At 63.6% G+C, this 22,623-nt stretch carries 15 protein-coding genes; 13 read left to right on the top strand and 2 right to left on the bottom strand.

The genetic code is table 11. From position 1 onward, the window contains the following. Positions 1–325: 325 nt before the first annotated feature. Positions 326–1,705: a signal recognition particle protein gene (gene ffh / locus N4T19_RS20745; RefSeq protein ID WP_021026457.1), complete on the bottom strand. Its 1,380-nt coding sequence runs from the start codon at positions 1,703–1,705 to the stop codon at positions 326–328. Between the two features lie 384 nt (positions 1,706–2,089). On the opposite strand from ffh, the gene N4T19_RS20740 reads away from it, so the two are divergent. The 13 genes from N4T19_RS20740 to groL all read left to right on the top strand — a co-directional run bounded on the left by N4T19_RS20740 (position 2,090) and on the right by groL (position 21,168). Beyond that, complete coding sequence (locus N4T19_RS20740) at positions 2,090–5,962, top strand: response regulator (RefSeq protein WP_260718913.1); 3,873 nt, start codon at positions 2,090–2,092, stop codon at positions 5,960–5,962. 43 nt (positions 5,963–6,005) lie between these two features. Beyond that, the gene (locus N4T19_RS20735) at positions 6,006–6,932 is read left to right on the top strand and encodes a diguanylate cyclase (RefSeq protein ID WP_116924596.1); all 927 of its coding nucleotides are present in this window, start codon (positions 6,006–6,008) and stop codon (positions 6,930–6,932) included. Between the two features lie 110 nt (positions 6,933–7,042). After that, a complete protein-coding gene (locus N4T19_RS20730) occupies positions 7,043–7,849 on the top strand; it encodes a cytochrome C assembly family protein (protein WP_116924595.1) in 807 nt (268 codons plus the stop codon). 6 nt (positions 7,850–7,855) lie between these two features. Continuing rightward, positions 7,856–8,092, top strand: a complete 237-nt coding sequence (locus tag N4T19_RS20725) for a PP0621 family protein (RefSeq protein WP_116924594.1) — start codon at positions 7,856–7,858, stop codon at positions 8,090–8,092. A gap of 3 nt (positions 8,093–8,095) precedes the next feature. Continuing rightward, positions 8,096–9,793: a PAS domain-containing sensor histidine kinase gene (locus N4T19_RS20720; protein ID WP_260718912.1), complete on the top strand. Its 1,698-nt coding sequence runs from the start codon at positions 8,096–8,098 to the stop codon at positions 9,791–9,793. Beyond that, complete coding sequence (locus N4T19_RS20715) at positions 9,790–11,304, top strand: sigma-54-dependent transcriptional regulator (RefSeq protein WP_116924593.1); 1,515 nt, start codon at positions 9,790–9,792, stop codon at positions 11,302–11,304. The genes N4T19_RS20720 and N4T19_RS20715 overlap by 4 nt, the downstream gene beginning before the upstream one ends. 12 nt (positions 11,305–11,316) lie before the next feature. Next, the gene (ampD, locus tag N4T19_RS20710; protein ID WP_260718911.1) at positions 11,317–11,955 is read left to right on the top strand and encodes a 1,6-anhydro-N-acetylmuramyl-L-alanine amidase AmpD; all 639 of its coding nucleotides are present in this window, start codon (positions 11,317–11,319) and stop codon (positions 11,953–11,955) included. A gap of 532 nt (positions 11,956–12,487) precedes the next feature. Beyond that, positions 12,488–15,391 (top strand): ribonucleoside-diphosphate reductase subunit alpha, encoded by a 2,904-nt coding sequence (locus N4T19_RS20705; RefSeq protein WP_182345045.1) that lies wholly within the window; start codon positions 12,488–12,490, stop codon positions 15,389–15,391. A 58-nt stretch (positions 15,392–15,449) separates the two neighbouring features. Further along, a complete protein-coding gene (locus N4T19_RS20700; protein ID WP_182345044.1) occupies positions 15,450–16,577 on the top strand; it encodes a ribonucleotide-diphosphate reductase subunit beta in 1,128 nt (375 codons plus the stop codon). A 194-nt stretch (positions 16,578–16,771) separates the two neighbouring features. Next, entirely contained in the window at positions 16,772–17,656 is an 885-nt protein-coding gene (locus N4T19_RS20695; protein WP_260718910.1) for a hypothetical protein, read from the top strand. 348 nt (positions 17,657–18,004) lie between these two features. Next, a complete protein-coding gene (locus tag N4T19_RS20690) occupies positions 18,005–18,685 on the top strand; it encodes a TetR family transcriptional regulator C-terminal domain-containing protein (RefSeq protein WP_232539535.1) in 681 nt (226 codons plus the stop codon). Between the two features lie 380 nt (positions 18,686–19,065). Then, positions 19,066–19,356: a co-chaperone GroES gene (locus N4T19_RS20685; RefSeq protein WP_021025779.1), complete on the top strand. Its 291-nt coding sequence runs from the start codon at positions 19,066–19,068 to the stop codon at positions 19,354–19,356. A 168-nt stretch (positions 19,357–19,524) separates the two neighbouring features. Further along, positions 19,525–21,168, top strand: coding sequence for a chaperonin GroEL (gene groL, locus N4T19_RS20680; protein ID WP_116924589.1), 1,644 nt, complete (start codon positions 19,525–19,527; stop codon positions 21,166–21,168). Between the two features lie 186 nt (positions 21,169–21,354). On the opposite strand, the gene N4T19_RS20675 is transcribed toward groL, so the two are convergent. Then, complete coding sequence (locus N4T19_RS20675; protein ID WP_116924588.1) at positions 21,355–22,611, bottom strand: Zn-dependent hydrolase; 1,257 nt, start codon at positions 22,609–22,611, stop codon at positions 21,355–21,357. Positions 22,612–22,623: the final 12 nt, after the last annotated feature.

The raw sequence follows: 22,623 nt of genomic DNA, 5'->3' as shown, positions 1-22,623 counted from the left end.
GGGCTTAGAACCTGTTCAATGTCTCCTCGCGCCGCGACAGTGTCTTTGCGAGATGGGATGCGAGGGCGCCCAGCCGCGCAATACCGCAGCAATAGCCATGCTATTGCGAGGATTTGCAACGACGCAGACCGCCCCTGCCCGGGCGGCCCTCGCCGGGCGCCCCTTCCCGGGTAGCGCAAAGCCACTGTCACTATGGGTTGGCGTGAAATCGGGCGATTTCTTCGCGCTGGCCCTTGCTTGCACCCCGGTGCAAGCTGCGCTCCACCCCTTCGAACTCATCCCGATTGCACTCCAACGCGGCTGCGTAGAGACTTTGAACAGGTTCTTAGAACGGCAGCTTGGGCATGCCGCCGCCCATCATGCCCTTCATGCCGCCCATCTTCTTCATCATCTTCATCAGGCCGCCGCCCTTCATCTTCTTCATCATCTGCTGCATCTGGCCAAACTCGTTGAGCAGGCGGTTGACCTCTTGCACCTGCACGCCAGCGCCAGCGGCAATGCGCTTCTTGCGCGTGGCCTTGATGAATTCGGGCTTGGCGCGCTCATAGGGGGTCATCGAGCAGATGATGCCTTCCTTGCGGCGCACTTCGCGCTCGGCCTTGTCCATGTCGACCTTGCCAGCCTTGCCCGCCAGCTCCGAGGGCAGTTTGTCCATCAGGGTCGACAGGCCCCCCATCTGCTTCATCTGCTGGAGCTGGCCCAGGAAGTCGTTCAGATCAAAGCCGTCGCCGGACTTGATCTTCTCGGCCATCTTCTGGGCCGCCTCCATGTCCACGCCCTTGGAGACCTGCTCGACCAGGGCCACGATATCGCCCATGCCCAGCACGCGCTGCGCATGGCGCTCGGCGTCGAACACTTCCAGGCCGTCGAGTTTTTCGGACACACCGGCAAACTTGATGGGCGCGCCGGTGATCTGGCGCACCGACAGCGCCGCACCGCCGCGCGAGTCGCCGTCTAGCTTGGTCAGCACGATACCGGTGAGCGGCAGTGCCTCCTTGAAGGCCTTGGCAGTGTTGATCGCGTCTTGGCCCTGCATCGCATCGACGACAAACAAGGTCTCGACCGGTTTCAAGGCCGCATGCAATTGCTGGATTTCGGTCATCAGCACTTCGTCGATGGCCAGGCGCCCGGCGGTATCGACCAGGAGCACATCAAAGTAGTGCTTCTTGGCGTAATCGAGCGCCGCGTTGGCAATATCCAACGGCTTTTGGTCGGGTGTGCTGGGGAACCATTCCGCGCCCGCCTGCTGGGTCACAGTCTTGAGCTGCTCGATAGCGGCGGGGCGGTAGACGTCACCCGAGACGGTCAGCACCTTTTTCTTGCGCCGCTCGATCAGGTGCTTGGCCAGCTTGGCCGTGGTGGTCGTCTTACCGGCACCTTGCAGGCCGGCCATCAGGATCACCGCAGGCGGCTGGGCCTGCAAGTTGATGTCGGCCACGCCCTCGCCCATCGTGGCGGCCAGCTCCTTGTTGACGATCGACACCAGGGTCTGGCCCGGCTTGAGGCTGCCCAGAACCTCCTGGCCCAGCGCTTTTTCCTTGACGCGGGCAATGAAGTCACGCACCACGGGCAAGGCCACATCCGCCTCCAAGAGGGCCATGCGCACTTCACGCAGCATGTCCTGGACGTTGGATTCGGTGATACGGGCCTGGCCACGCATTTCCTTGACGAGGCGCGAGAGTTTATCGGTCAGTGCGGAAGCCATAGGGTGGAGTCTTGAGTAATCGTGGCAAAGGAGGCGCCCAGGTGTAGCCGCTAGCCGGAGCCCGGGCTAAAAACGGCTGGCGCCAGGGGCTGTAAGCCACAGCCCTGCAAACCTTTGATTCTACCCGCTCGCCCCAAAACTGACGCGGGACCAGGGCTGGCAGCTCTCCCGCCAGCGCAAGAAACTATGGCCCGCTTCCTACAATAGGTAAATGTTTGCCCGTAAAGCGCCAAACGAATTTAGCCTTTGAGGCTGCGCAAATGCCTGCCCGAAGCCGCGACAATGCACCCGCGGCCTGGGCGTGCCCGCGCTTGCATGGCCTCCCGCAATGCCAAAGCCCTGCCCGCCACCCTGAGGTGGCGCTTTCTTTGACCAGGATCACCGATGCCAGATACGCCGTATCGCCACTTGCTAGACCATTTCTCGGACGCCTTCTTTGTGACCGATACGCAAGGCCGGATCCTGGATGTCAATAGCCAGGCCTACCGGGAGATGGGCTACAGCCTGGCAGAGCTGATGGCCCTGAACGTGGCCGATTTTGCGCTGGACTACACCCGCGATGAATTGCTGGCCCTGTGGCAGAAAATGGAGCCCGGTGAACACACCGTGGCCACCAATACGCACCAGCGCAAGGATGGCTCCTGCTTCCCCGTGGAGGTGCACATCACCTGCCAGCTGGTCGAGGGCGAGAAGCGCTTTTTCACCATCTCCCACGACATCACCGAGCGCGTGCGCCGCGACCAGGAAATTCAGCTGCTCAACGCCGCGCTCGAGCAGCAGGTCGAGAAAAGCACCCAGCAGTGGCGCCATTCCACCCATCTGCTCGATGCAGTGATGCGCGGCACCTCGGACATCGTCTTTGTCAAGGACAGGCAGGGCCGCTATGTGTTTGCCAACCCTGCGGCCGAGGCCATCACAAAGATGCCGCCCGGGGGACTGATTGGCAAGACCGACGCCGAAATCCTTGGCGGACACAACAATTTTGCCGAGGACGATGCCGCCGTTTATCGGAGCAGCACGCCCGTGGTGTCGGAGTCGCACGCACTGATCGATGGGCGCCGGCTCAGCTTCCAGTCCATCAAGAGCCAGTACCGCAACGAGAACGGTGAGGTCATCGGCCTTCTGGGTATTTCGCGTGACATGACGCAGATGCGCGAGTCGGAAAACCAGCTGCGCCAAAGTTATGACTCGCTGCGCCGCGCCGAGCGGCTCTCGCGCATCGGCAGCTGGACGCTGGACCTGGCCAGCGGTGAGATCGAGGCCTCGGAGATGATGTACGAGATGAATGGCCTGGACCCGCAGGGGCCGAAGCTGACCCAGGACAACATAGCCCACATGATGCCGCCGCAGGACTATGCCAAGGTGACTGCGGCCATTGCGCAATGCGCCCAGACCGGCCAGCCCTACCGGCTTGATGTGACCCACTACACGCCCGATGGCGGCCAGTTCCCGGCCAGCATCCTGGGCCAGGCGGACTATGACAGCAGTGGCCGCATCGTCAGCCTCAGCGGCACGCTGCAGGATCTGTCCGAGCGTGAACAGGCGCGCCAGCGGCTGGAAGCTCTGGCCGACAACCTCCCCAGTGGCGCGATCTACCGCGTTGAAGGCTCAGCCACGACCTTGCGCATGAGTTACATCAGCGCCGGTATTGAAAAGCTCATCGGTGTGAGCGCGCAGGCCATCATGGCCAACAACGATGCCTATATCAAAACCATCCATCCGGCAGATCTGGCGATGTACCGGCAGCACCAGCGCGAAGCGCTGGAGCGCCTGAGCCTGTTTGACTGCAGCTTCCGCATCATCCGCCCTGATGGCGGACTGCGCTGGCTGCGCTGTCGCTCGGCACCCAGCCGCCAGGAAGCGGGCACGATCTGGGACGGCATCATGCTTGACATCACCCGCGAGCGCGAGGCAGAGCTGGCGCTGCAAAAAGCCAAGGAGATGGCCGAAGCGGCCGAGCGCGCCAAGTCCGAGTTCCTGGCCACGATGAGCCACGAGATCCGCACGCCGATGAACACCGTCATCGGCATGACGCGCCTGATCCAGCAGACCCCGCTGCTGCCCAAGCAGCGCAACTACTTAGAGAAGGTGGAGCTGTCGGCCAACGCACTGCTGTCGGTGATCAATGACATCCTGGATTTCTCCAAGATCGAGGCGGGCATGCTGACCCTGGAGAACGTGGAGTTCGCGCTGGACGATGTGCTCGAGACCGTCTCGGCCGTCACCACCTTGCGCGCCGAGGAAAAGGGCATCGAGGTGGTCTACTCGGTCGCGCCCGATGTGCCCCGGCAGCTGAGCGGCGACCCGCTGCGCCTGAGCCAGGTGCTCAACAACCTGGTGAGCAATGCCATCAAGTTCACCCACCTGGGCGAGGTGGTCATCAGCATCCAGACCACCGAGACCGCCGGCAACCGCCCCGTGGCCCCTGGCAAGATCGGGCTGGAGGTCACCGTCAAGGACACGGGCATCGGCATGAGCCCGGCGCAGATGAGCCAGCTGTTTCGCCCCTTCTCGCAGGCCGACAGCCAGACCACGCGGCGCTATGGCGGCTCGGGTCTGGGCCTGGCCATCTGCCAGCGCCTGGTGGGCCAGATGGGCGGTGAGCTCAAGGTCGAGAGCAGCCCGGGACTGGGCAGCACCTTCTACTTCTCGGTGCAGTTGCACCCCGCGCAACTCAAGCAGGCGCCCAAGCCGGCCCGCTACCACGGCACGCCGGTCGACCGCGTGCTGATCGTCGACGACAACGCCAGCGCACGCGACATCCTCGCCGAGATGGTGCGCGGCTTTGGCATGCGCGCCGACACGGTGGATTCCGGCGAGCAAGCCCTCTTCGATCTGCAGCTCGCCTCACGCGTAGGCACGCCCTATGGCCTGGTGCTGATGGACTGGCGCATGCCCGGCATGGACGGGCTGGAGGTGGCGCGCCGCATCCGCGAGGAAGAGCATCTCTCGGCCACCCCGGCAGTGCTGATGGTGACTGCCTACGGCCGTGACGAGGTCATGCGCAGGTCCGAGGAGCTGCGTCTGCAAGGCCTGCTGATCAAGCCGGTGACACAGTCCGTGCTGTTCAATGCCATTTTGGAAGCGCTGCAGTCGCAAGGCAGCAGCATCTCGCGGCGCGCACTGCCCGGTGCCTCGGGCCCACCGCAGGTGGTTCACAGCAACCCGATCCAGCTCTATCCCCAGCTGCATGGCAAAAATGTGCTCGTCGTCGATGACAATGCCCTCAACCGCGAGGTGGCCGCCGACTTCCTCAGCCTCGTGGGCGTGCAGGTGAGCCTGGCCACCAATGGCGCCGAAGCGCTCAGCATGCTCGAGCACCACCATTTCGACGCCGTGCTGATGGACGTGCACATGCCGCAGATGGATGGGTTGGACGCCACCCGCGCGCTGCGCCAGCTGCCCCATCTGCAGCAACTGCCGGTGATTGCGCTGACCGCACAGGCCCGCGTCGAAGACCGCAGCGCCATTGAAGAGGCGGGCATGAATGCCCACCTGACCAAGCCCATTGATGAGCGCAAGCTGTACGAAACGCTGAGCGAATGGATCGCAGGCCCTGGCAACAGTGCCGAAGCACTGGATGCACCCGAGTCCGAATTTTTGCGCGACGAGGCCCGCGTGGCAGCCACGCCCGGCATCAACCACGCCAAGATGCTGCAGCGCTTCCACGGCAATGCCGAGCGGGTCGACCGGGTGCTGGCCGGCTTTTACCGCGACTTTGCCGATGCCCCCCAGACCCTGGTGCTGCATGTGCAGCAGTCGGCCTGGGAGCCGCTGTCCATGCTCGCCCATTCGCTCAAGGGGGCACTGGGCTACCTCGATGCCACCTCCCTGGTACAGGCGGCCGAAACCATCGAGAACCAGGCCCGGGAGTGGATGCAGGCCCCACCGCCCGCCCCCCAGCCCCAGCGCCTGCTGCATACCGAGACGGCCGAGTTTGCCGCCCAGTTGCAGACGCTGCTGCAAGGCCTGGCCACGCGCCAGCCTGCACCAGCCCCGCCGAGCGCAGCGCTGGACGCGCCGCCTGCGGCCAACCCGCCTGCCGCTGCCACCAGCCTGCGCCAGGACCTCAAGCACCTCAAGCGCCTGGTGGCTGACGGCGACTATGCGGCTGTCAGCGAGCTCGAGCGGATGCTCTTGGCCAGCCCGGCGGCGCGCTGGACGCCGCTGCTCCAGCAGATCCTGCAGCATGTGGAAGACCTGGACGGCGACGCCGCGCTGGCGGCGATCGAGCGGCTCGAACACATACTGCCCTGACCATCTGGCTGCCAGCCCCCTTGAGACCCCTTACCATCGCACCATGCAAGCTGAGCCCGATAACGACCAACCCACCATCCTGATTGTGGATGACGAGCGCGTCAACCGCTCCATGCTCGCCGAGTTGCTCGGCCAGCAGTACCGCGTGCTGCTGGCCAAGGACGGCCCCAGTGCGCTCACGATCGCCGCGCGCGAATCGCACCGCCTGCTGCTGGTGCTGCTCGATGTCAGCATGCCCGGCATGAATGGCTACGAGGTGCTGACCCAGCTGAGAAAACAGGAGGCGACGGCCGGCATTGCGATCATCTTCATCACCGGCCAGAGCGATGCCGCGGCCGAAGAGTATGGCCTGCGCCTGGGCGCGGCCGACTATGTCTCCAAGCCCATCCGCCCGGCAGTGGTGAGTGTGCGGGTACGCAACCAGATCGACCTGGCGCTGCAGCGCCAAGCCTTGCAGCGCCTCGCGCAGGTCGACGGCCTGACCAACCTGGCCAACCGCCGGCATTTTGATGACATGCTGCAGCGCAGCCAGCGCCTGTGCCTGCGCAGGCACGACCCGCTGGGCCTGGCGCTGATCGATATCGACCACTTCAAGCTGTACAACGACCACTACGGCCATGTGCAAGGTGATGAGGCGCTCAAGCAAGTAGCAGGTACGCTGGCGCGCCATGCCCGCCGCCCTTATGACCTGGCCGCCCGCTTTGGCGGTGAGGAGTTTGCACTGATCCTGCCCGGCCACGCCGATGCCGTGGCCGTGGTGGAGCGCTTTCGCCAGGAAGTGCAGAAGATGGCGATTGCCCATGCGGCCTCCACCACGGCGCCTGAGCTGACGGTGAGCTGCGGGGTGCTGACCATCCACTGCGGCCAGACCGACGGCCTGGAGGACTGCCTGCGCCGGGCCGATGAACTGCTGTACGAGGCCAAGACCAGCGGCCGCAACCGGGTCTGCGCGACCAGCATCGGCCTGTAGCGCACCCCAGGAAGCCTCTGCGGCCTATTGCCGGCAATAGCCAGCAGATGGCGAGGCGCTAGCGCCCGCGCAGACCACACAGGCCTTTCGCCGCCGCTATGATAGCGGGCATGCTCTCTCCCGCCTTTGCCGCAGCCAGCACCAGCCCCATCGGCTGGGCACTGGCCATTGCTGCAGCTATTGCCTACGCCATTCCCGCACTTGCGGCCCGACGCCTGCAGGAGCCCAGCGCGCGGCTGGGCTTGCGCGCGGCCTGGGCCTTGCACCTGGCGGCCATCGCCTGGAGCCTGATCGGTGACATGCCCCACTTCGGCTTTGCGCCGGCGCTGTCCGTCACCGCCTGGCTGGTGCTGACGGTGTATGTGGTCGAGCAGCAGCTCTACCCGCAGCTGCGCTCACGCTGGCCACTGTCGGCCATGGGTTGCATCGCGGTCCTGCTGGCCGGCGTCTACCCCGGCAGCCCTTTGCATGTGAATGCCTCGCCCTGGCTGCCGCTGCACCTGGCGCTGGGCATTGCCTCCTATGGCCTGTTTGCCGCAGCCGTCGTGCATGCCGCACTGATGACCCGGGCCGAGCGCCAGATGCGCCAGGATGGCAGCCACGACGGCGGCCTGCCGCTGCTGGCGCTGGAGCGCCTGACCTTCCGCTTTGTCACGGCCGGCTTCATCCTGCTGTCCGCAACCTTGCTGGCCGGCTGGTGGTTTGGCGAGGCGCTGTACGGCAAGGCCTGGGTCTGGAACCACAAGTCGGTGTTCTCGCTGCTCGCCTGGTTGACCTTTGCCGTGCTGCTGGTGGGCCGCAAGCGCTTTGGCTGGCGCGGGCAGCGCGCCGTCAACATGCTCTATGTGGGCGCCACCTTGCTGCTGCTGGCCTACGTGGGCTCGCGCTTTGTCCTTGAAGTCATCTTGAAACACTGAGCTGCCATGAAGTATTTGCTGGTATTGCTGGTGCTGGCCGTGGGCTGGCACATGTGGCGCAGCCAACGGGTCAAGAACGCGCCGCCGCCACCGCCCAAAAAAGGCCTGGGCAAGCCTGAGCCCATGGTGCACTGCGCGCACTGCGGCGTGCACCTGCCGCAGTCCGATGCCATCGGCTACCAGGGCGCGCATTACTGCTCGCAAGCCCATCTCGCCCAGGCGCTGCCGCCTGGCCAGCGCTAGGCTTTGGGCATCGCCACGATGGCCGCGCTGGCGTTGATGGAAACCCCCTTCAAGCGCCTGTGGCGCGGCTACCTGGTGGCCCGCGTCTTCGTGGCCCTGCTGCTGGCTCTGGGGGCCATGGCCATCACGCCGGCGCAATCGGGCCCCTTGCTGTCGCAGCTGGCGCTGCTGGGCGCCTATGGCATCTCGGCCATGCTGTATGCCGCGCTCAGCCACCAGCCGCCACCGCAGCGCCGCGTCTACGCCTGGCTGCCCACGATCGGCATGGATCTGCTGCTGATCTCGCTGCTGGAAGTGACCAAAACCGGCACCTACACCTTGACGCCGATGTTCGGCCTGGCGGTGCTGTTTGCCGGGACCCTGGGTGGCTGGCTGGTGACCTTGGGCAGCTGCGCCTATATCACGATTTTCCTGATTGTCGAGTCGCTGAGTTTTCGCCTGTCGGTGTTTGACCCCGATGGCACGCAGAACACCGTGCAGGCCGGGCTCGCCGGAGCGGCCTATTTTCTGGTGGGCATTCTCGTGCGGCTGCTCGCCTCGCGGGTGGAGCGCGAGACCTTGCAGGGCCTGCGCAATGCCGCTGCGGCCAACCAGCAAGAGCAAATCAATGCGCTCATCTTGCAGAACCTGCCCGATGGCGTGCTGGTGGCCGATCAGGCCTTGCAGGTGCGTATTGCCAACCCGGCCGCCATGACCTTGCTGGGTCACCCTCACCTGCCACTGGCGCTGGCGCAGCTGCCCGCCTGGCGCGGTGTGGTCGAGCAGGTCACCCAGACCTTTGCAGAGCAAAAGCCCTTCTCGCAAGACCTGGCGCTGACCGCGCCGCAGATGGCCCCCATTGGCCTGCATGTGCGCACCTGGCTGACCCACCCGCTGCCCACCTTCGGCAACATTGGCAGCCATGACAATGACCCGCTGTGCCTGGTGTTCTTGCATGACCTGCGTGAGATAGAGGCGCGGCTGCGCACCGAGAAAATGGCGGCAATGGGGCGTATGTCCGCGGCCGTGGCCCATGAAATCCGCAACCCGCTGACGGCCATCACCCAGGCCAATGCGCTGCTCGATGAGGAGCTGACCGACCCGGGCCAGAAGCGCCTGACCTACATGGTCGAGCAAAATGCCCAGCGCCTGGGCCGCATTGCCGAAGATATTCTGGACATTGCCCGCGTACATAACCAGATCCAGCCCGGCGATGGCGACTCCATTGCCCTCAATGAGACCGTGCTGCACATCTGCCATGACTGGATGGCGCTGGCCCCCGCCGCCCACACCGTGGCGCTGTCGCTCAGTGCCGAGGACAGCCTGGTGGCCTTTGATACCGGACACCTGCGCCAGCTGCTCTACAACCTGCTCAACAACGGCCAGCGCTACCGCCGGGACTGTGCAGACTCCTTGCGTGTCAGCACGCACAGCAGCCTGACGGGCACCACCACCTTGGTCGTGTGGAGCGATGGCGCGCCCATCGAGCCGACCATCGAAAAGCATCTGTTCGAGCCCTTCTTCTCCTCCGAGAGCCGATCGAGCGGCCTGGGCCTGTACATCTGCCGCGAGCTGTGCACCCGCCATGGCGCTATGATCCGCTATGAAAGGCAGAGCGCAGCGCTGCCCGAGCTGGCACAGGGCAATGCCTTCATAGTGCAGTTTCGCCGGGCCGCCAGCCCCGCGCATCCCCAGCAGACTGATTTGATCCACCAGGCATGAGTTTTGAAAACACCACTGTTCTGGTCGTGGACGATGAGCCCGACCTCAGAACCCTTTATGAGCTGACCTTGCTGCGCGAAGGCTACCGGGTCTACACGGCCGGCTCGGTGCAGGAAGCGCGCGCCCAGCTGCAGCAGCGCCGCTTCGAGATTCTGATCACCGACATGCGCCTGCCCGATGGCCTGGGCATGGAGCTGCTGCAGGACCTGCGCAGCCAGGGCCGCAGCGAGCGCGCCATCGTCATGACCGCCTATGGCTCGGCCGACAATGCCGTCGCGGCCCTGCGCGAAGGCGCGTTTGACTACCTGACCAAGCCGGTGGACCTCAAGCAGTTTCGCCAGGTGGTGGCGTCCGCCTGCCAGGGGCTGCAGGATGCCGCTGCGCTGGCCCCGGCGCAGTCCGCTTTTCAAGCGGCGCCGCAGCCCGGCACGCCCACCCGGCCTGCCCCCCCGGCCCAGCGCGAATTGATCGGCCCGTCGCTGGTGATGCAGCAGGTGCGCGAGCGCATTGCCAAGGTGGCCGGCAGCATGGCGCCCATTTTGGTGCGCGGCGAATCGGGCACCGGCAAGGAGCTGGTGGCCCAGTCCTTGCACCGCAACAGCCAGCGGGCCAGCGGGCCGATGGTGGCCGTCAACTGCGGCGCCATCCCCGAGAACCTGCTCGAAGCGGAGTTCTTTGGTGCCCGCAAAGGCGCCTACACCGGCGCGAACCAGGACCGCGAAGGCTTTTTCCAGGCAGCCCATGGTGGCACCCTCTTCCTCGATGAAATCGGCGAGCTGCCGCTGTCGATGCAGGCCAAGCTCTTGCGTGCGATCCAGGAGCGCAAGGTGCGGCCCCTGGGCTCGCAACAGGAAGAAGCGGTCGATGTGCGCATCGTCAGTGCCACCCACCGCGACCTGGCGGCCGACGTGCAGACCGGGCGCTTTCGCCAGGACTTGTACTACCGGCTCAACGTCATTGACATCTTCATCCCGCCGCTGCGCGAGCGCCGCGAAGATGTGCCTGCGCTGTGCCAGGCGCTGCTCGAGCGCATCGCCAGCGAGAGCGGCCAGCCGGTGCCCCAGCTCAGCGCCCAGGCGCTGCACACCTTGGCAGGCCATGCACTGCCGGGCAATGTGCGCGAGCTGGAAAACCTGTTGCTGCGCTCGGTCGCCTTGAGCGATGGCGCGTTTCTGGATGTGGAGCCGGCCCGGGCCGATGCCGCGCATCCGGCGCCCGTGCACAGCCAGGCTGCAGAGCCGGCCCCTGCCTATGAGCAGCCCACGCCCGCGCCAAAGGCCGCAGCCGTCGCGCCTCAGCGCCTCCACGGCTTTGCGCCGCCACAGGATCTGCCCGCCGATCTGCAGGCCTGGCTCGATGGCATCGAGCGCGACATCCTCGTGCGCGCGCTGCAGGAGTTTGGCTTTAACCGCACCGCAGCGGCCAACCGCCTGGGCATCAGCCTGCGCCAGATCCGCTACCGCATGGAGCGGCTGCAGATCCATGACCCCAGCGATGGGGTGCAGCCCTAGGGGCCCAACGCCATGCCCCAAGATCTGCCCGAGACGCCGCCCGGCGCCCCCGCTCCCCACGCTGCCACCGCGCCGCAAGCTGCGCTCTGGCAAAAAGGCTGGCTGCGCACGGCCATGCACTGCCCCTCGCCCAATTACAGTCCCCGGCCCGAGGGGGCATGCATCGATCTGGTGGTCGTCCACTCGATCAGCCTGCCGCCGGGCATCTACGGCACGGGGGATGTGCAGCGGCTCTTTACCAACCAGCTCGACTGGGATGCGCACCCCTACTTCCAGAGCATCCGGGGCCTGCAGGTGTCCTCGCATTTCTTCATCACGCGCCAAGGCGTGGTGTGGCAGTTTGTCAGCGCCGACCAGCGCGCCTGGCATGCCGGCCAGTCGTTCTGGCGCGGCCGGCCGCGCTGCAATGACGACTCCATCGGCATCGAGCTCGAAGGCCTGGAGGGCGAGACTTTCGAGCCCGCCCAGTACCACAGTCTGGTGCAGCTGTGCCAGCAGATCCGCGCCCAGTATGCGATCGCCTATATCGCCGGCCACGAACACATTGCGCCAGGCCGCAAGAACGACCCGGGCCCAGGATTTTTGTGGCCCCAGCTGCAGCAGGATCTGGCCTGGCCGGCATCCATGTTTCCTGCCTCACTGCATCTCTGAGAGCCAGCAACACCCCCCTTGATCGTCGTTGCCCCACCTTGCCCTACGCTTGTACGGCCTGCGGCGGTGTGCCTCGTTCCAACCGCAAACCGTTGGTTTGCTGGCCCGTATTGGCAGCTCTAAATCAGGCTATAGGCCAACCCTCTAAACAGCCTGCATTTTTCACGCATCCGCATGCAGCTGATGGCATGCGCACTTCAAAAACACAGCAATTTCCCCACATCTGAAAAATTTTTTTTCAGATGCAATGCCTAAGTTTTACGCAGGCTCTGCAACGCAGATGGCGCAGAAACACACGCACAGTGGTGGTTTGCAGGCGCAAACCACGACGCCATGCGCAGTAGCCGCCGTTTTGCTGCGCAGCATGGTCATCGGCACTACACACAAACCATGCATTGCGCCATACACTACAGGTAGTGTCCAGCGCTTAATAAAACACTATATGTAGTGTGAGGTGGTATCCAGCGGCTCAGTGATACCGGCATGCACAGCGCTGTTTCTCCGGCTTTTCACGCACCACAGAGAGGACATCATGAGCGCTGCTTCGCTTTCCGAGCAACGAGCCGCACCGGCCGCCAGCTCGCGCACCCTGGATGGATTTACCGTACTGCCGGACTACCAGATCATGCGGCGCAACGGAGCAGTCGTCCCTTTCGAGCCCCCCAAGATCACCACCGCCATCATGAAAGCGTTCCTGGCCGTGCATGGCAGCCAGGGCTCGGCATCGGCCAGTGTGCGCGAAGTGGTCGAGAACCTGACCCACACGGTGGTGCGCGCGCTGATGCGCTCGCGCCCGGGCGGCGGCACTTTCCATATCGAAGATGTGCAGGACCAGGTCGAGCTGGGCCTGATGCGCGGCGGCAACCATGAGGTGGCACGCGCCTATGTGCTGTACCGCGAGCGCCGCAACCAGGAGCGTGCCCAGCTCCAGGCCCAGCACACGCCGGCCCATGCCAGCTTGCATGTGCAGGACCGGGGCCAGCAGGTGGTGCTTGATGTCAAAAAACTCCATGACCGCATTGCCGCAGCCTGCCAGGGCCTGGGCCAGGACGTCGACCCCGCGCCCATCCTCAGCGAGACCCTGCGCAACCTCTATGACGGCGTCCACATGGACGAGGTGTTCAAGGCCTCCATTCTGGCTGCCCGCACCTTGATCGAAAAGGACCCGGACTACAGCTTTGTCACCGCGCGCCTGCTGCTGCACACCATCACGCGCGAAGTGATCGGCCAGGACGTCAGCAGTGCCGATATGGGCGCGGCCTACCGCAGCTACTTCCCCGGCTTTGTCGCGCAAGGGGTTGAGCACGAACTGCTCGCCCCCGAGATGCTGGACTTTGACCTGCACCGGCTGGCCGCCGCTCTCCAGCCCGAGCGTGATCTGCAGTTTGACTACCTGGGTCTGCAGACCCTGTACGACCGCTATTTTTTGCATGTACGCCAGCAGCGCATCGAGTTGCCCCAGGCCTTCTTCATGCGCGTGGCCATGGGCCTGGCGCTGAAGGAGGACGACCGCAATGCACGCGCCATCGCGTTCTATGACCTGCTCTCGTCCTTTGACTTCATGTCATCCACGCCCACCCTGTTCAACAGCGGCACCCTGCGCTCGCAGCTGTCGTCGTGTTACCTGACCACGGTGGCCGATGACCTGGGCGGCATCTACGATGCGATCCGCGAAAACGCCTTGCTGTCCAAGTTTGCCGGCGGTCTGGGCAATGACTGGACGCCGGTGCGTGCAATGGGCGCCCGCATCAAGGGCACCAATGGCGAGTCGCAAGGCGTGGTGCCCTTTCTCAAGGTGGTCAACGACACGGCCGTGGCCGTCAACCAGGGCGGCAAACGCAAGGGCGCCGTCTGCGCCTACCTGGAGACCTGGCATCTGGACATCGAGGAGTTTCTGGAGCTGCGCAAGAACACCGGCGATGACCGCCGCCGCACCCACGACATGAACACCGCCCACTGGATCCCCGATCTGTTCATGCAACGGGTCATGGAAAAAGGCATGTGGACCTTGTTCTCCCCCTCCGATGTGCCCGATCTGCATGACCGCTTTGGCCAGGATTTCGAGCGTGCCTATACCGCCTACGAAGCCCAGGCGGCCAGCGGCGCGCTGGCGCTGAGCAAGACCGTGCCCGCGGTCGATCTGTGGCGCAAGATGCTGTCGATGCTGTTCGAGACCGGCCACCCCTGGATCACCTTCAAGGATGCCTGCAACCTGCGCTCCCCACAGCAGCATGCCGGCGTCGTGCACTCGTCCAACCTCTGCACCGAGATCACGCTCAACACCAGCGACACGGAAACCGCCGTCTGCAACCTGGGCTCGGTCAACCTGGCACGCCACCTGAAGGACGACGGCCAAGGCGGCCTGGCGCTTGACCATGACAAGCTCAAGCGCACGATCGCCACGGCCATGCGCATGCTCGACAACGTCATCGACATCAACTACTACGCGGTGGGCAAGGCACGCGACTCCAACCTGCGCCACCGCCCGGTGGGCCTGGGCATCATGGCCTTTCAGGACAGCCTCTACCAATTGCACATCCCCTACGCCAGCGATGCGGCCGTGCAGTTTGCCGACACCTCGATGGAAGCCGTCTGCTACTACGCCTACTGGGCATCGACCGAGCTGGCGCGCGAGCGCGGCGTCTACAGCAGCTACCCCGGCTCGCTCTGGAGCCAAGGCATCTTGCCGCTGGACACACTGGACCTGCTCGCCCAGGCGCGCGGCCAGGCCGGCTATGTGCAGGTCGACCGCAGCATGCGCCTGGACTGGGAGGCGCTGCGCCGCAAGATCGCGCAGGACGGCATGCGCAACTCCAACTGCGTGGCCATTGCGCCCACCGCCACCATCTCCAACATCGTCGGTGTCGATGCCTCGATCGAGCCCTCGTTTGGCAACCTCTCGGTCAAGTCCAACCTCTCGGGCGAGTTCACCGTCATCAACCAGTACCTGGTGCGCGACCTCAAAGCGCTGGGCCTGTGGGACGATGTGATGGTCATGGACCTCAAGCATTTCGATGGCTCGCTGCGCCCCATCGACCGCGTGCCCCACGCACTCAAGGCCCTGTATGCGACAGCCTTTGAGGTCGACCCCGTCTGGTTGGTGGAAGCGGCCTCCCGGCGCCAGAAATGGATAGACCAGGCGCAAAGCCTCAATATCTATATGGCAGGGGCCTCGGGCAAGAAGCTCGACGATGCCTACAAGCTCGCCTGGGTGCGTGGCCTCAAGACCACCTACTACCTGCGCACCACCAGCGCCACGCAGGCCGAGAAATCCACCATCCAAAGCCGCGTGCTCAATGCCGTGCCCAGCAGCTATGCGTCGCCCGTCGCCCAGGCTGTCGCCCACGCCGCCGCTGCTGCATCGCAGTCCGCCGCGCCCGGCACCGACATCCGCTTTTGCGCCATCGATGACCCCGGCTGCGAAGCCTGCCAGTAAGAGCTGCTAACCGTCTGAACCTGGCCGCAGCCGCGGCCCCCACCAGGAGCATTCATTCATGTTGAGCTTTGAAGAAGATTCGATGGACGCGCTGGCCACACCAGCCGCGCCGGCCACCTCTGCGGCCTCGCCCTCTGCATCGCCTGCCGCATCCCCAGCCGCCACATTCAAGCGCGTCCATGCCGCCGACAAGCGAATCATCAACGCCAAGACCGATGTCAACCAGCTGGTGCCCTTCAAATACAAATGGGCCTGGGAGAAATACCTGGCCACCTGCGCCAACCACTGGATGCCTCAAGAAGTAAACATGACGCGCGACATCGCGCTGTGGAAATCGCCCCATGGCCTGACCGAGGACGAGCGCCGCATCGTCAAGCGCAACCTGGGCTTTTTCGTCACCGCCGATTCGCTGGCCGCCAACAACATTGTGCTGGGCACCTACCGCCACATCACTGCGCCGGAGTGCCGCCAGTTTCTGCTGCGCCAGGCCTTTGAAGAAGCCATCCACACGCATGCCTACCAGTACATCGTGGAGTCGCTGGGCTTGGATGAGGCCGAGATCTTCAACGCCTACAACGAGGTTCCCTCGATCCGCAACAAGGATGCGTTTCTGATCCCCTTCATCGAGGCGATCATGGACCCCCACTTCCAGACCGGCACGCCGCAGACCGACCAGACCTTGCTCAAAAGCCTGATCGTTTTTGCCTGCCTGATGGAGGGCCTGTTCTTCTATGTCGGCTTCACGCAGATCCTGGCGCTGGGCCGCCAGAACAAGATGACGGGCGCAGCCGAGCAGTACCAGTACATCCTGCGCGACGAGTCCATGCACTGCAACTTCGGCATCGACCTGATCAACCAGCTCAAGCTGGAGAACCCGCAGCTGTGGACCAGCGCGTTCAAGGACGAGATCAAGGCCTTGTTTATTCAGGCAGTCGAACTTGAATACCAATACGCCGAAGACACGATGCCAAGAGGTGTGCTGGGCATGAACGCATCGATGTTCAAAGGCTACCTGCGCTACATCGCCAACCGCCGCGCAACGCAGATCGGCCTGGATGCTTTGTACCCCAACGAGGACAACCCTTTCCCGTGGATGAGCGAGATGATCGACCTGAAAAAGGAGCGAAATTTCTTCGAGACACGGGTCATCGAATACCAGTCCGGTGGCGCGCTTTCCTGGGATTGACGCCGACCTTGATGTGCAAACCTCGTCAGAATGTGGTTTTCCTGAGAGAAAACTGTGAAATTTGGCGTCTTTATTGAGGTTTGCACTATGCCAGTTGCTAGCAGCTGATGCACAATTCAGTTTGCTATCAAAACTTCGTGTCGAATTCAATCAGGCATGAAGTCTGCTTTCTAAATTGACCGAAGGAGAAGAGCATGGCAACGTCCAAAGCAAGCAAGAAAACTGCTGACACCAAGGCAACTGCCAAGAAGGCAGTTGCAACCAAGGCAGCCGCCCCCAAGGCAGCTGCAAAGCCCAAGGCCGCTGCCAAGCCAGCCGCCACAAAGGCAGCGGCAAAGCCTGCTGCCAAGGCCGTCGCCAAAAAGGCCGCTGCTAAGCCAGCCGCCAAGAAAGCCGCCGCCAAGCCCGCAACCAAATCCACAGCAGCTGCCAAGACTGCCGTGAAGAAGGCCGCTGCTCCAGCTAAGAAGGCTGCAGCTCCTGCGAAGAAGGCTGCCGCTCCTGCGAAGAAGGCTACCGCTCCTGCCAAGAAGGCTGCCGCTCCTGCGAAGAAGGCCGCAGCTCCCGCCAAGAAGGCCGCAGCTCCTGCCAAGAAGGCCGCTGCTCCTGCCAAGAAGGCCGCTGCTCCTGCCAAGAAGGCCGCTGCTCCTGCCAAGAAGGCCGCTGCTCCTGCCAAGAGGGCTGCTGCTCCAGCCAAGAAGGCTGCAGCTCCAGCCAAGAAGGCCGCTGCTCCTGCCAAGAAGGCTGCTGCTCCTGCGAAGAAGGCTGCTGCTCCTGCGAAGAAGGCCGCTGCTCCCGCGAAGAAGGCCGCAGCTCCAGCCAAGAAGGCCGCAGCTCCCGCCAAGAAGGCCGCTGCTCCTGCGAAGAAGGCTGCTGCTCCTGCCAAGGCTCCAGCACCCGCCAAGACGGCCGCTGCTCCTGCCAAGGTTCCAGCACCCGCGAAGAAGGCTGCTCCCGCCAAGAAGGCTGCTGCTCCTGCCAAGGCCCCAGCAGCTGCGCCTGCTGCTGCAGAGCCTGTCAAGACCGTGCTCAGCACCAATGCGGCATGGCCTTTCCCAACCAACAGCCGCCCACAATAATTACCCCAAGCCGGGCAGCATGCCCGGGTGCCGCAAGGCACCACTTGGTATCCAAGGCAACGCACAATGCGTTGCCTTTTTTTATGCCTGGTGTCCGCTGCTTGGTGCGCACAAAAAAGCCAATGACGCCGCAACAACCGCTCCCAGTTGCCACGGTCCAGAGCGCGCATCGTTGCCCACGCCTTCGATGGATGCGTCATCCAAGCCGGCTCGGTGAGCAAGGCAGCAGACGGGTCTGCCAGACAGTCCACCAGGACAGCGTCACAGCGCGAGGAGATCGCCCGCGACCAGCAGGTTCTTCATGCAGCCGCGCCATCGGCGATCGCAAATGCCAGACAATACAGGCTCATGAATGATGCCCTTCCCACACCGCCAGCGCTCTCGCAGGCAGCCACTGCAGAGATGGCACGCAAACCCAGTGCGGCCCGTCTGCGCAAGATTGACCTGATCCTGGGCTCGGCAGAGCGGCATTTCGCATTGCTGGGTTTTGAAGGTGCTCCGCTGGAGCAGATCGCGCAGGATGCCGGCTTTAGCCGCCACAACCTGCTGTACTACTACCCCAGCAAGGAGGCGCTGTACCAGGCCGTGCTGGCATCGGTGATCGACGACTGGCTGGGCCATATGACAGGCCTGTCCAAGGACGGCGACCCGGCCCAGCAGATCCGCCAGTACATCCGCGAGAAGTTCGAATTTGCACGCACCCGCCCTTATGGCAGCCAGCTGTTCACCAAGGAGATGATTGCTGGCGCGCCCTTTGCCGCCTCGGCCGTGCGCGAGCGCATCGCCCCGTTGCTGGCAGCCAATGTGGCAGCGTTTGCGCATTGGGCCGAACAAGGCCTGATTGCGCCCGTCAATTTCCAGCACCTGATGTTCAGCATCTGGGCCATCACCCAAGGCTATGTCGACCAGCAAACCCAGTTTGCGCTGCTGCAAAACAAGGCCGCGCTGGACGCGGGTGACTTCGCCCAGGCCGAGGCCTTGCTGGTGCAGATGCTGTCGGCCACGCTCAAGATCGAGCTGCCGGACTGACCCGGGGCATGCCGCCTCCAGGCCGATGAATGGAAGTTCCAGCTGCGGTGATCTGGCCCGGGCCCCCGTGCGGGCTTCGCAGCATGGGTGCGCTGCGCGGGATCGGCTGCCGCCATGAGATGCACCTCTTTCAATAGCAGCATCTTCAGTCCCCACCAGCGCTTTCGTGATTCTTGCGCAGAGGTATCGTGATCGGGCAGTGCCCCTGGATCGATTTTTTAGCCCCCGCAGTCTTGAACTGTCATCAAATGACCTTATTATTAGCACTCGAAGGGGTAGAGTGCTAAAACCACCACTTCTCAGACATTTTTGCGTATTTGGCGCGGCATCTGCCGGGCCATCTTTCATCAAAACCTGGTATTGATATTGAAGGAGTTGTTATGAACCTGCGTCCTCTGCACGATCGCGTGATCGTTAAGCGTCTGGAAAACGAAACCAAGACCGCTTCGGGCATCTACATCCCCGACAACGCTGCTGAAAAGCCCGACCAAGGCGAAGTGCTGGCCGTCGGCCCAGGCAAGAAGAACGACAAGGGCGAGTCCATCACCCTGGGTGTGAAGGTCGGCGACCGCGTGCTGTTCGGCAAGTACTCTGGCCAATCGGTCAAGGTGGACGGCAATGAACTGCTGGTGATGAAGGAAGAAGACCTCTTCGCCGTCGTCGAGAAATAAAGCTACTGCGCAGGCGCCAGGCGTCGTTGCGCGGTGCTCGCAATCCTCACGTACCCAAGTACGTTCCGGTTGCTGCGATCCGTGCGCCTAGCCTGACACCTGCTCGCTACGCTTTCTCTCCCGAGCATTCATTCTCATTTCAAGTTTTCAAGTATTTAGGAGCCAAAAATGGCAGCAAAAGACGTAGTATTCGGCGGTGAAGCACGTGCACGCATGGTTGAAGGCGTGAACATTCTGGCTAACGCCGTCAAAGTGACCCTGGGCCCCAAGGGCCGCAACGTGGTGCTCGAGCGTTCGTTCGGCGCCCCTACCGTGACCAAGGACGGTGTGTCCGTGGCCAAGGAAGTGGAACTCAAGGACAAGCTGCAGAACATGGGCGCTCAGCTCGTGAAGGAAGTGGCCTCCAAGACCAATGACATCGCTGGTGACGGCACCACGACCGCTACCGTGCTGGCCCAAGCCATCGTGCGCGAAGGCTCCAAGTACGTGGCCGCTGGTCTGAACCCGATGGATCTGAAGCGCGGCATCGACAAGGCTGTCGCCGCCCTGGTGGAAGAGCTCAAGAAGCAATCCAAGGCCACCACCACCTCCAAGGAAATCGCCCAAGTCGGCTCGATCTCCGCCAACTCCGACGAATCCGTGGGCAAGATCATTGCTGACGCGATGGACAAGGTCGGCAAGGAAGGCGTGATTACCGTGGAAGAAGGCAAGTCGCTGGACAACGAACTCGACGTCGTTGAAGGCATGCAGTTCGACCGCGGCTACCTGTCGCCCTACTTCATCAACAACCCAGAAAAGCAAGCCGCTATTTTGGACAACCCCTTCGTGCTGCTGTTCGACAAGAAGATCAGCAACATCCGTGACCTGCTGCCTACGCTCGAAGCTGTGGCCAAGGCCGGCCGTCCTCTGCTGATCATTGCAGAAGACGTCGAAGGCGAAGCACTGGCAACGCTGGTGGTCAACACCATCCGTGGCATCCTGAAGGTCGTGGCTGTGAAGGCTCCAGGCTTTGGCGATCGTCGCAAGGCCATGCTGGAAGACATCGCCATCCTGACCGGCGGCAAGGTGATCGCTGAAGAAGTGGGCCTGTCGCTGGAAAAGGTGACCCTGGAAGACCTGGGCCAAGCCCAACGCGTCGAAATCGGCAAGGAAAACACCACCATCATCGACGGTGCTGGCCAAGCTGCTGAAATCGAAGCCCGCGTCAAGCAAATCCGCGCTCAGATCGAAGAAGCCACGTCCGACTACGACCGTGAAAAGCTGCAAGAGCGCGTGGCCAAGCTGGCCGGCGGTGTTGCCGTGATCAAGGTGGGCGCTGCCACCGAAGTCGAAATGAAGGAAAAGAAGGCCCGCGTGGAAGACGCCCTGCACGCGACCCGCGCTGCAGTGGAAGAAGGCATCGTGGCCGGTGGTGGCGTGGCGCTGCTGCGCGCCAAGCAATCCGTGGGCGCGCTGGCTACCGGCAATGCCGAGCAAGACGCTGGTATCAAGCTGGTGATGAAGGCCATCGAAGCGCCTCTGCGCGAAATCGTGTCCAACGCTGGTGGCGAGCCATCGGTGGTGGTCGATGCCGTGCTCAAGGGCACGGGCAACTTCGGCTTCAACGCTGCCAACGACACCTACGGCGACATGCTGGAAATGGGTATCCTGGACCCAACGAAGGTGACCCGCACCGCACTGCAAAACGCTGCGTCCGTGGCTTCGCTGCTGCTGACCACCGAGTGCATGATCGCTGAAGCCCCCAAGGCTGAATCCGCTCCTGCCATGCCCGACATGGGCGGCATGGGTGGTATGGGCGGCATGGGCATGTAATTGCCCCGGCTGTCATAGCGCACCATCAAGCCTGCAAGACCCCTTGCGGGCTTGGTGCCAGACACCAAAAAACCCGGCACCGTCAAGGTGGCCGGGTTTTTTTATGGCTTGTGCCTCAGGCTCACAGCGCCTTGCGGTTGGACTGCTGCAGCGCGGTGGAGACCCGCCGCGCAGCCTCTCACCGGCTCAACGGCCTGCGCGCTCCAGCATCGCATGCAGCAGCACATTGCAGCCGGCCGTGATGTGCTCGGGCTTGGCGTCTTCGATCTCGTTGTGCGATATGCCATCCTTGCAGGGGATGAAGATCATGCCCGCTGGCGCCAGGCGCGCCATGTAGACGGCATCATGGCCCGCGCCCGAGACGGCATCCATGTGGGAGTAACCCAGCATCTGCGCGCCGCGCCGCACCGCATCGATGCAATCGGGGTTGAAAGGTTGCGCGGTGTAGCTGGACACCAGATCGATCTTGATCGTCAGCCCCGTCTCCTGGCTGATGCGCGCGGCCACCGCGCGAATATCCTGGTCCATGGCCTCGCAGTCGGCGTCGGTGGCATTGCGCAGGTCGATGCTGAATTTCACCTCGCCCGGAATCACATTGCGGCTGTTGGGATGCACATGCACCATGCCGACCGTGCCGCGCCCGTGCGGCGGGTGGCGGTGCGCGCAGGCCACCACCTCCTGCATCACCCGGGTGGCAACTTGCAGCGCATCCTTGCGCAGCGCCATCGGCGTGGGGCCGGCATGCGCTTCCATGCCGGTGACGGTGCAGTCATACCAGCGGATGCCCAGCACCCCGGTCACCACGCCAATCGTCTTGTCATGGTCCTCCAGCACCGGGCCCTGCTCGATATGGGTTTCAAAGTAGTAGCCGATAGGGTGGTCGCCGGGCTCCTGCGGGCCGATGTAGCCGATGCGCGCAAGCTCGTCCTTGACGCTTTTGCCGTCGGTGTCTTTGGCCGCATAGGCATGCTCCAGGCTGAAGGCCTTGGCAAACACGCCTGAGCCCATCATCACCGGCACAAAGCGCGAGCCCTCCTCGTTGGTCCAGAACGCCACCTCAATGGGCGCCTCGGTCTCAATGCCATGGTCATTGAGCGTGCGCACCACCTCGATGCCGGCGAGCACGCCATAGTTGCCGTCGAACTTGCCGCCCGTGGGCTGGGTGTCGATATGGCTGCCGGTCATGATCGGCGGCAGGCTGTTGTTGCGCCCTGGGCGGCGCATAAAGCCATTGCCGATCTTGTCGATGGTGACCGTCATACCCGCCTCCTGGGCCCAGCGTGTCACCAGGTCGCGCCCCTGGCGGTCCAGGTCGGTCAGGGCCAGGCGGCACACGCCGCCTTTGGCGGTGGCACCAATCTGGGCCAGCTCCATCAGCGATGCCCAGAGCCGGTCGCCATTGATGCGCAGCTGGCTGGTATCGGTCTTCACTTTCGTGTCCATGCTTGGTCTCCT

Origin of the sequence: Comamonas squillarum (genome assembly GCF_025309455.1) — a bacterium.
Taxonomy (GTDB): domain Bacteria; phylum Pseudomonadota; class Gammaproteobacteria; order Burkholderiales; family Burkholderiaceae_C; genus Comamonas; species Comamonas squillarum.
Note: the sequence above shows the minus strand (reverse complement) of the source record. Positions and strands in the feature narration are given on the sequence as shown.

What these genes read in the sequence shown, in the direction of transcription:
- ffh (WP_021026457.1), bottom strand. Translation starts at nt 1,705, where the DNA reads ATGGCTTCCGCACTGACCGATAAACTCTCGCGCCTCGTCAAGGAAATG.
- N4T19_RS20740 (WP_260718913.1), top strand. Translation starts at nt 2,090, where the DNA reads ATGCCAGATACGCCGTATCGCCACTTGCTAGACCATTTCTCGGACGCC.
- N4T19_RS20735 (WP_116924596.1), top strand. Translation starts at nt 6,006, where the DNA reads ATGCAAGCTGAGCCCGATAACGACCAACCCACCATCCTGATTGTGGAT.
- N4T19_RS20730 (WP_116924595.1), top strand. Translation starts at nt 7,043, where the DNA reads ATGCTCTCTCCCGCCTTTGCCGCAGCCAGCACCAGCCCCATCGGCTGG.
- N4T19_RS20725 (WP_116924594.1), top strand. Translation starts at nt 7,856, where the DNA reads ATGAAGTATTTGCTGGTATTGCTGGTGCTGGCCGTGGGCTGGCACATG.
- N4T19_RS20715 (WP_116924593.1), top strand. Translation starts at nt 9,790, where the DNA reads ATGAGTTTTGAAAACACCACTGTTCTGGTCGTGGACGATGAGCCCGAC.
- ampD (WP_260718911.1), top strand. Translation starts at nt 11,317, where the DNA reads ATGCCCCAAGATCTGCCCGAGACGCCGCCCGGCGCCCCCGCTCCCCAC.
- N4T19_RS20705 (WP_182345045.1), top strand. Translation starts at nt 12,488, where the DNA reads ATGAGCGCTGCTTCGCTTTCCGAGCAACGAGCCGCACCGGCCGCCAGC.
- N4T19_RS20700 (WP_182345044.1), top strand. Translation starts at nt 15,450, where the DNA reads ATGTTGAGCTTTGAAGAAGATTCGATGGACGCGCTGGCCACACCAGCC.
- N4T19_RS20695 (WP_260718910.1), top strand. Translation starts at nt 16,772, where the DNA reads ATGGCAACGTCCAAAGCAAGCAAGAAAACTGCTGACACCAAGGCAACT.
- N4T19_RS20690 (WP_232539535.1), top strand. Translation starts at nt 18,005, where the DNA reads ATGAATGATGCCCTTCCCACACCGCCAGCGCTCTCGCAGGCAGCCACT.
- N4T19_RS20685 (WP_021025779.1), top strand. Translation starts at nt 19,066, where the DNA reads ATGAACCTGCGTCCTCTGCACGATCGCGTGATCGTTAAGCGTCTGGAA.
- groL (WP_116924589.1), top strand. Translation starts at nt 19,525, where the DNA reads ATGGCAGCAAAAGACGTAGTATTCGGCGGTGAAGCACGTGCACGCATG.
- N4T19_RS20675 (WP_116924588.1), bottom strand. Translation starts at nt 22,611, where the DNA reads ATGGACACGAAAGTGAAGACCGATACCAGCCAGCTGCGCATCAATGGC.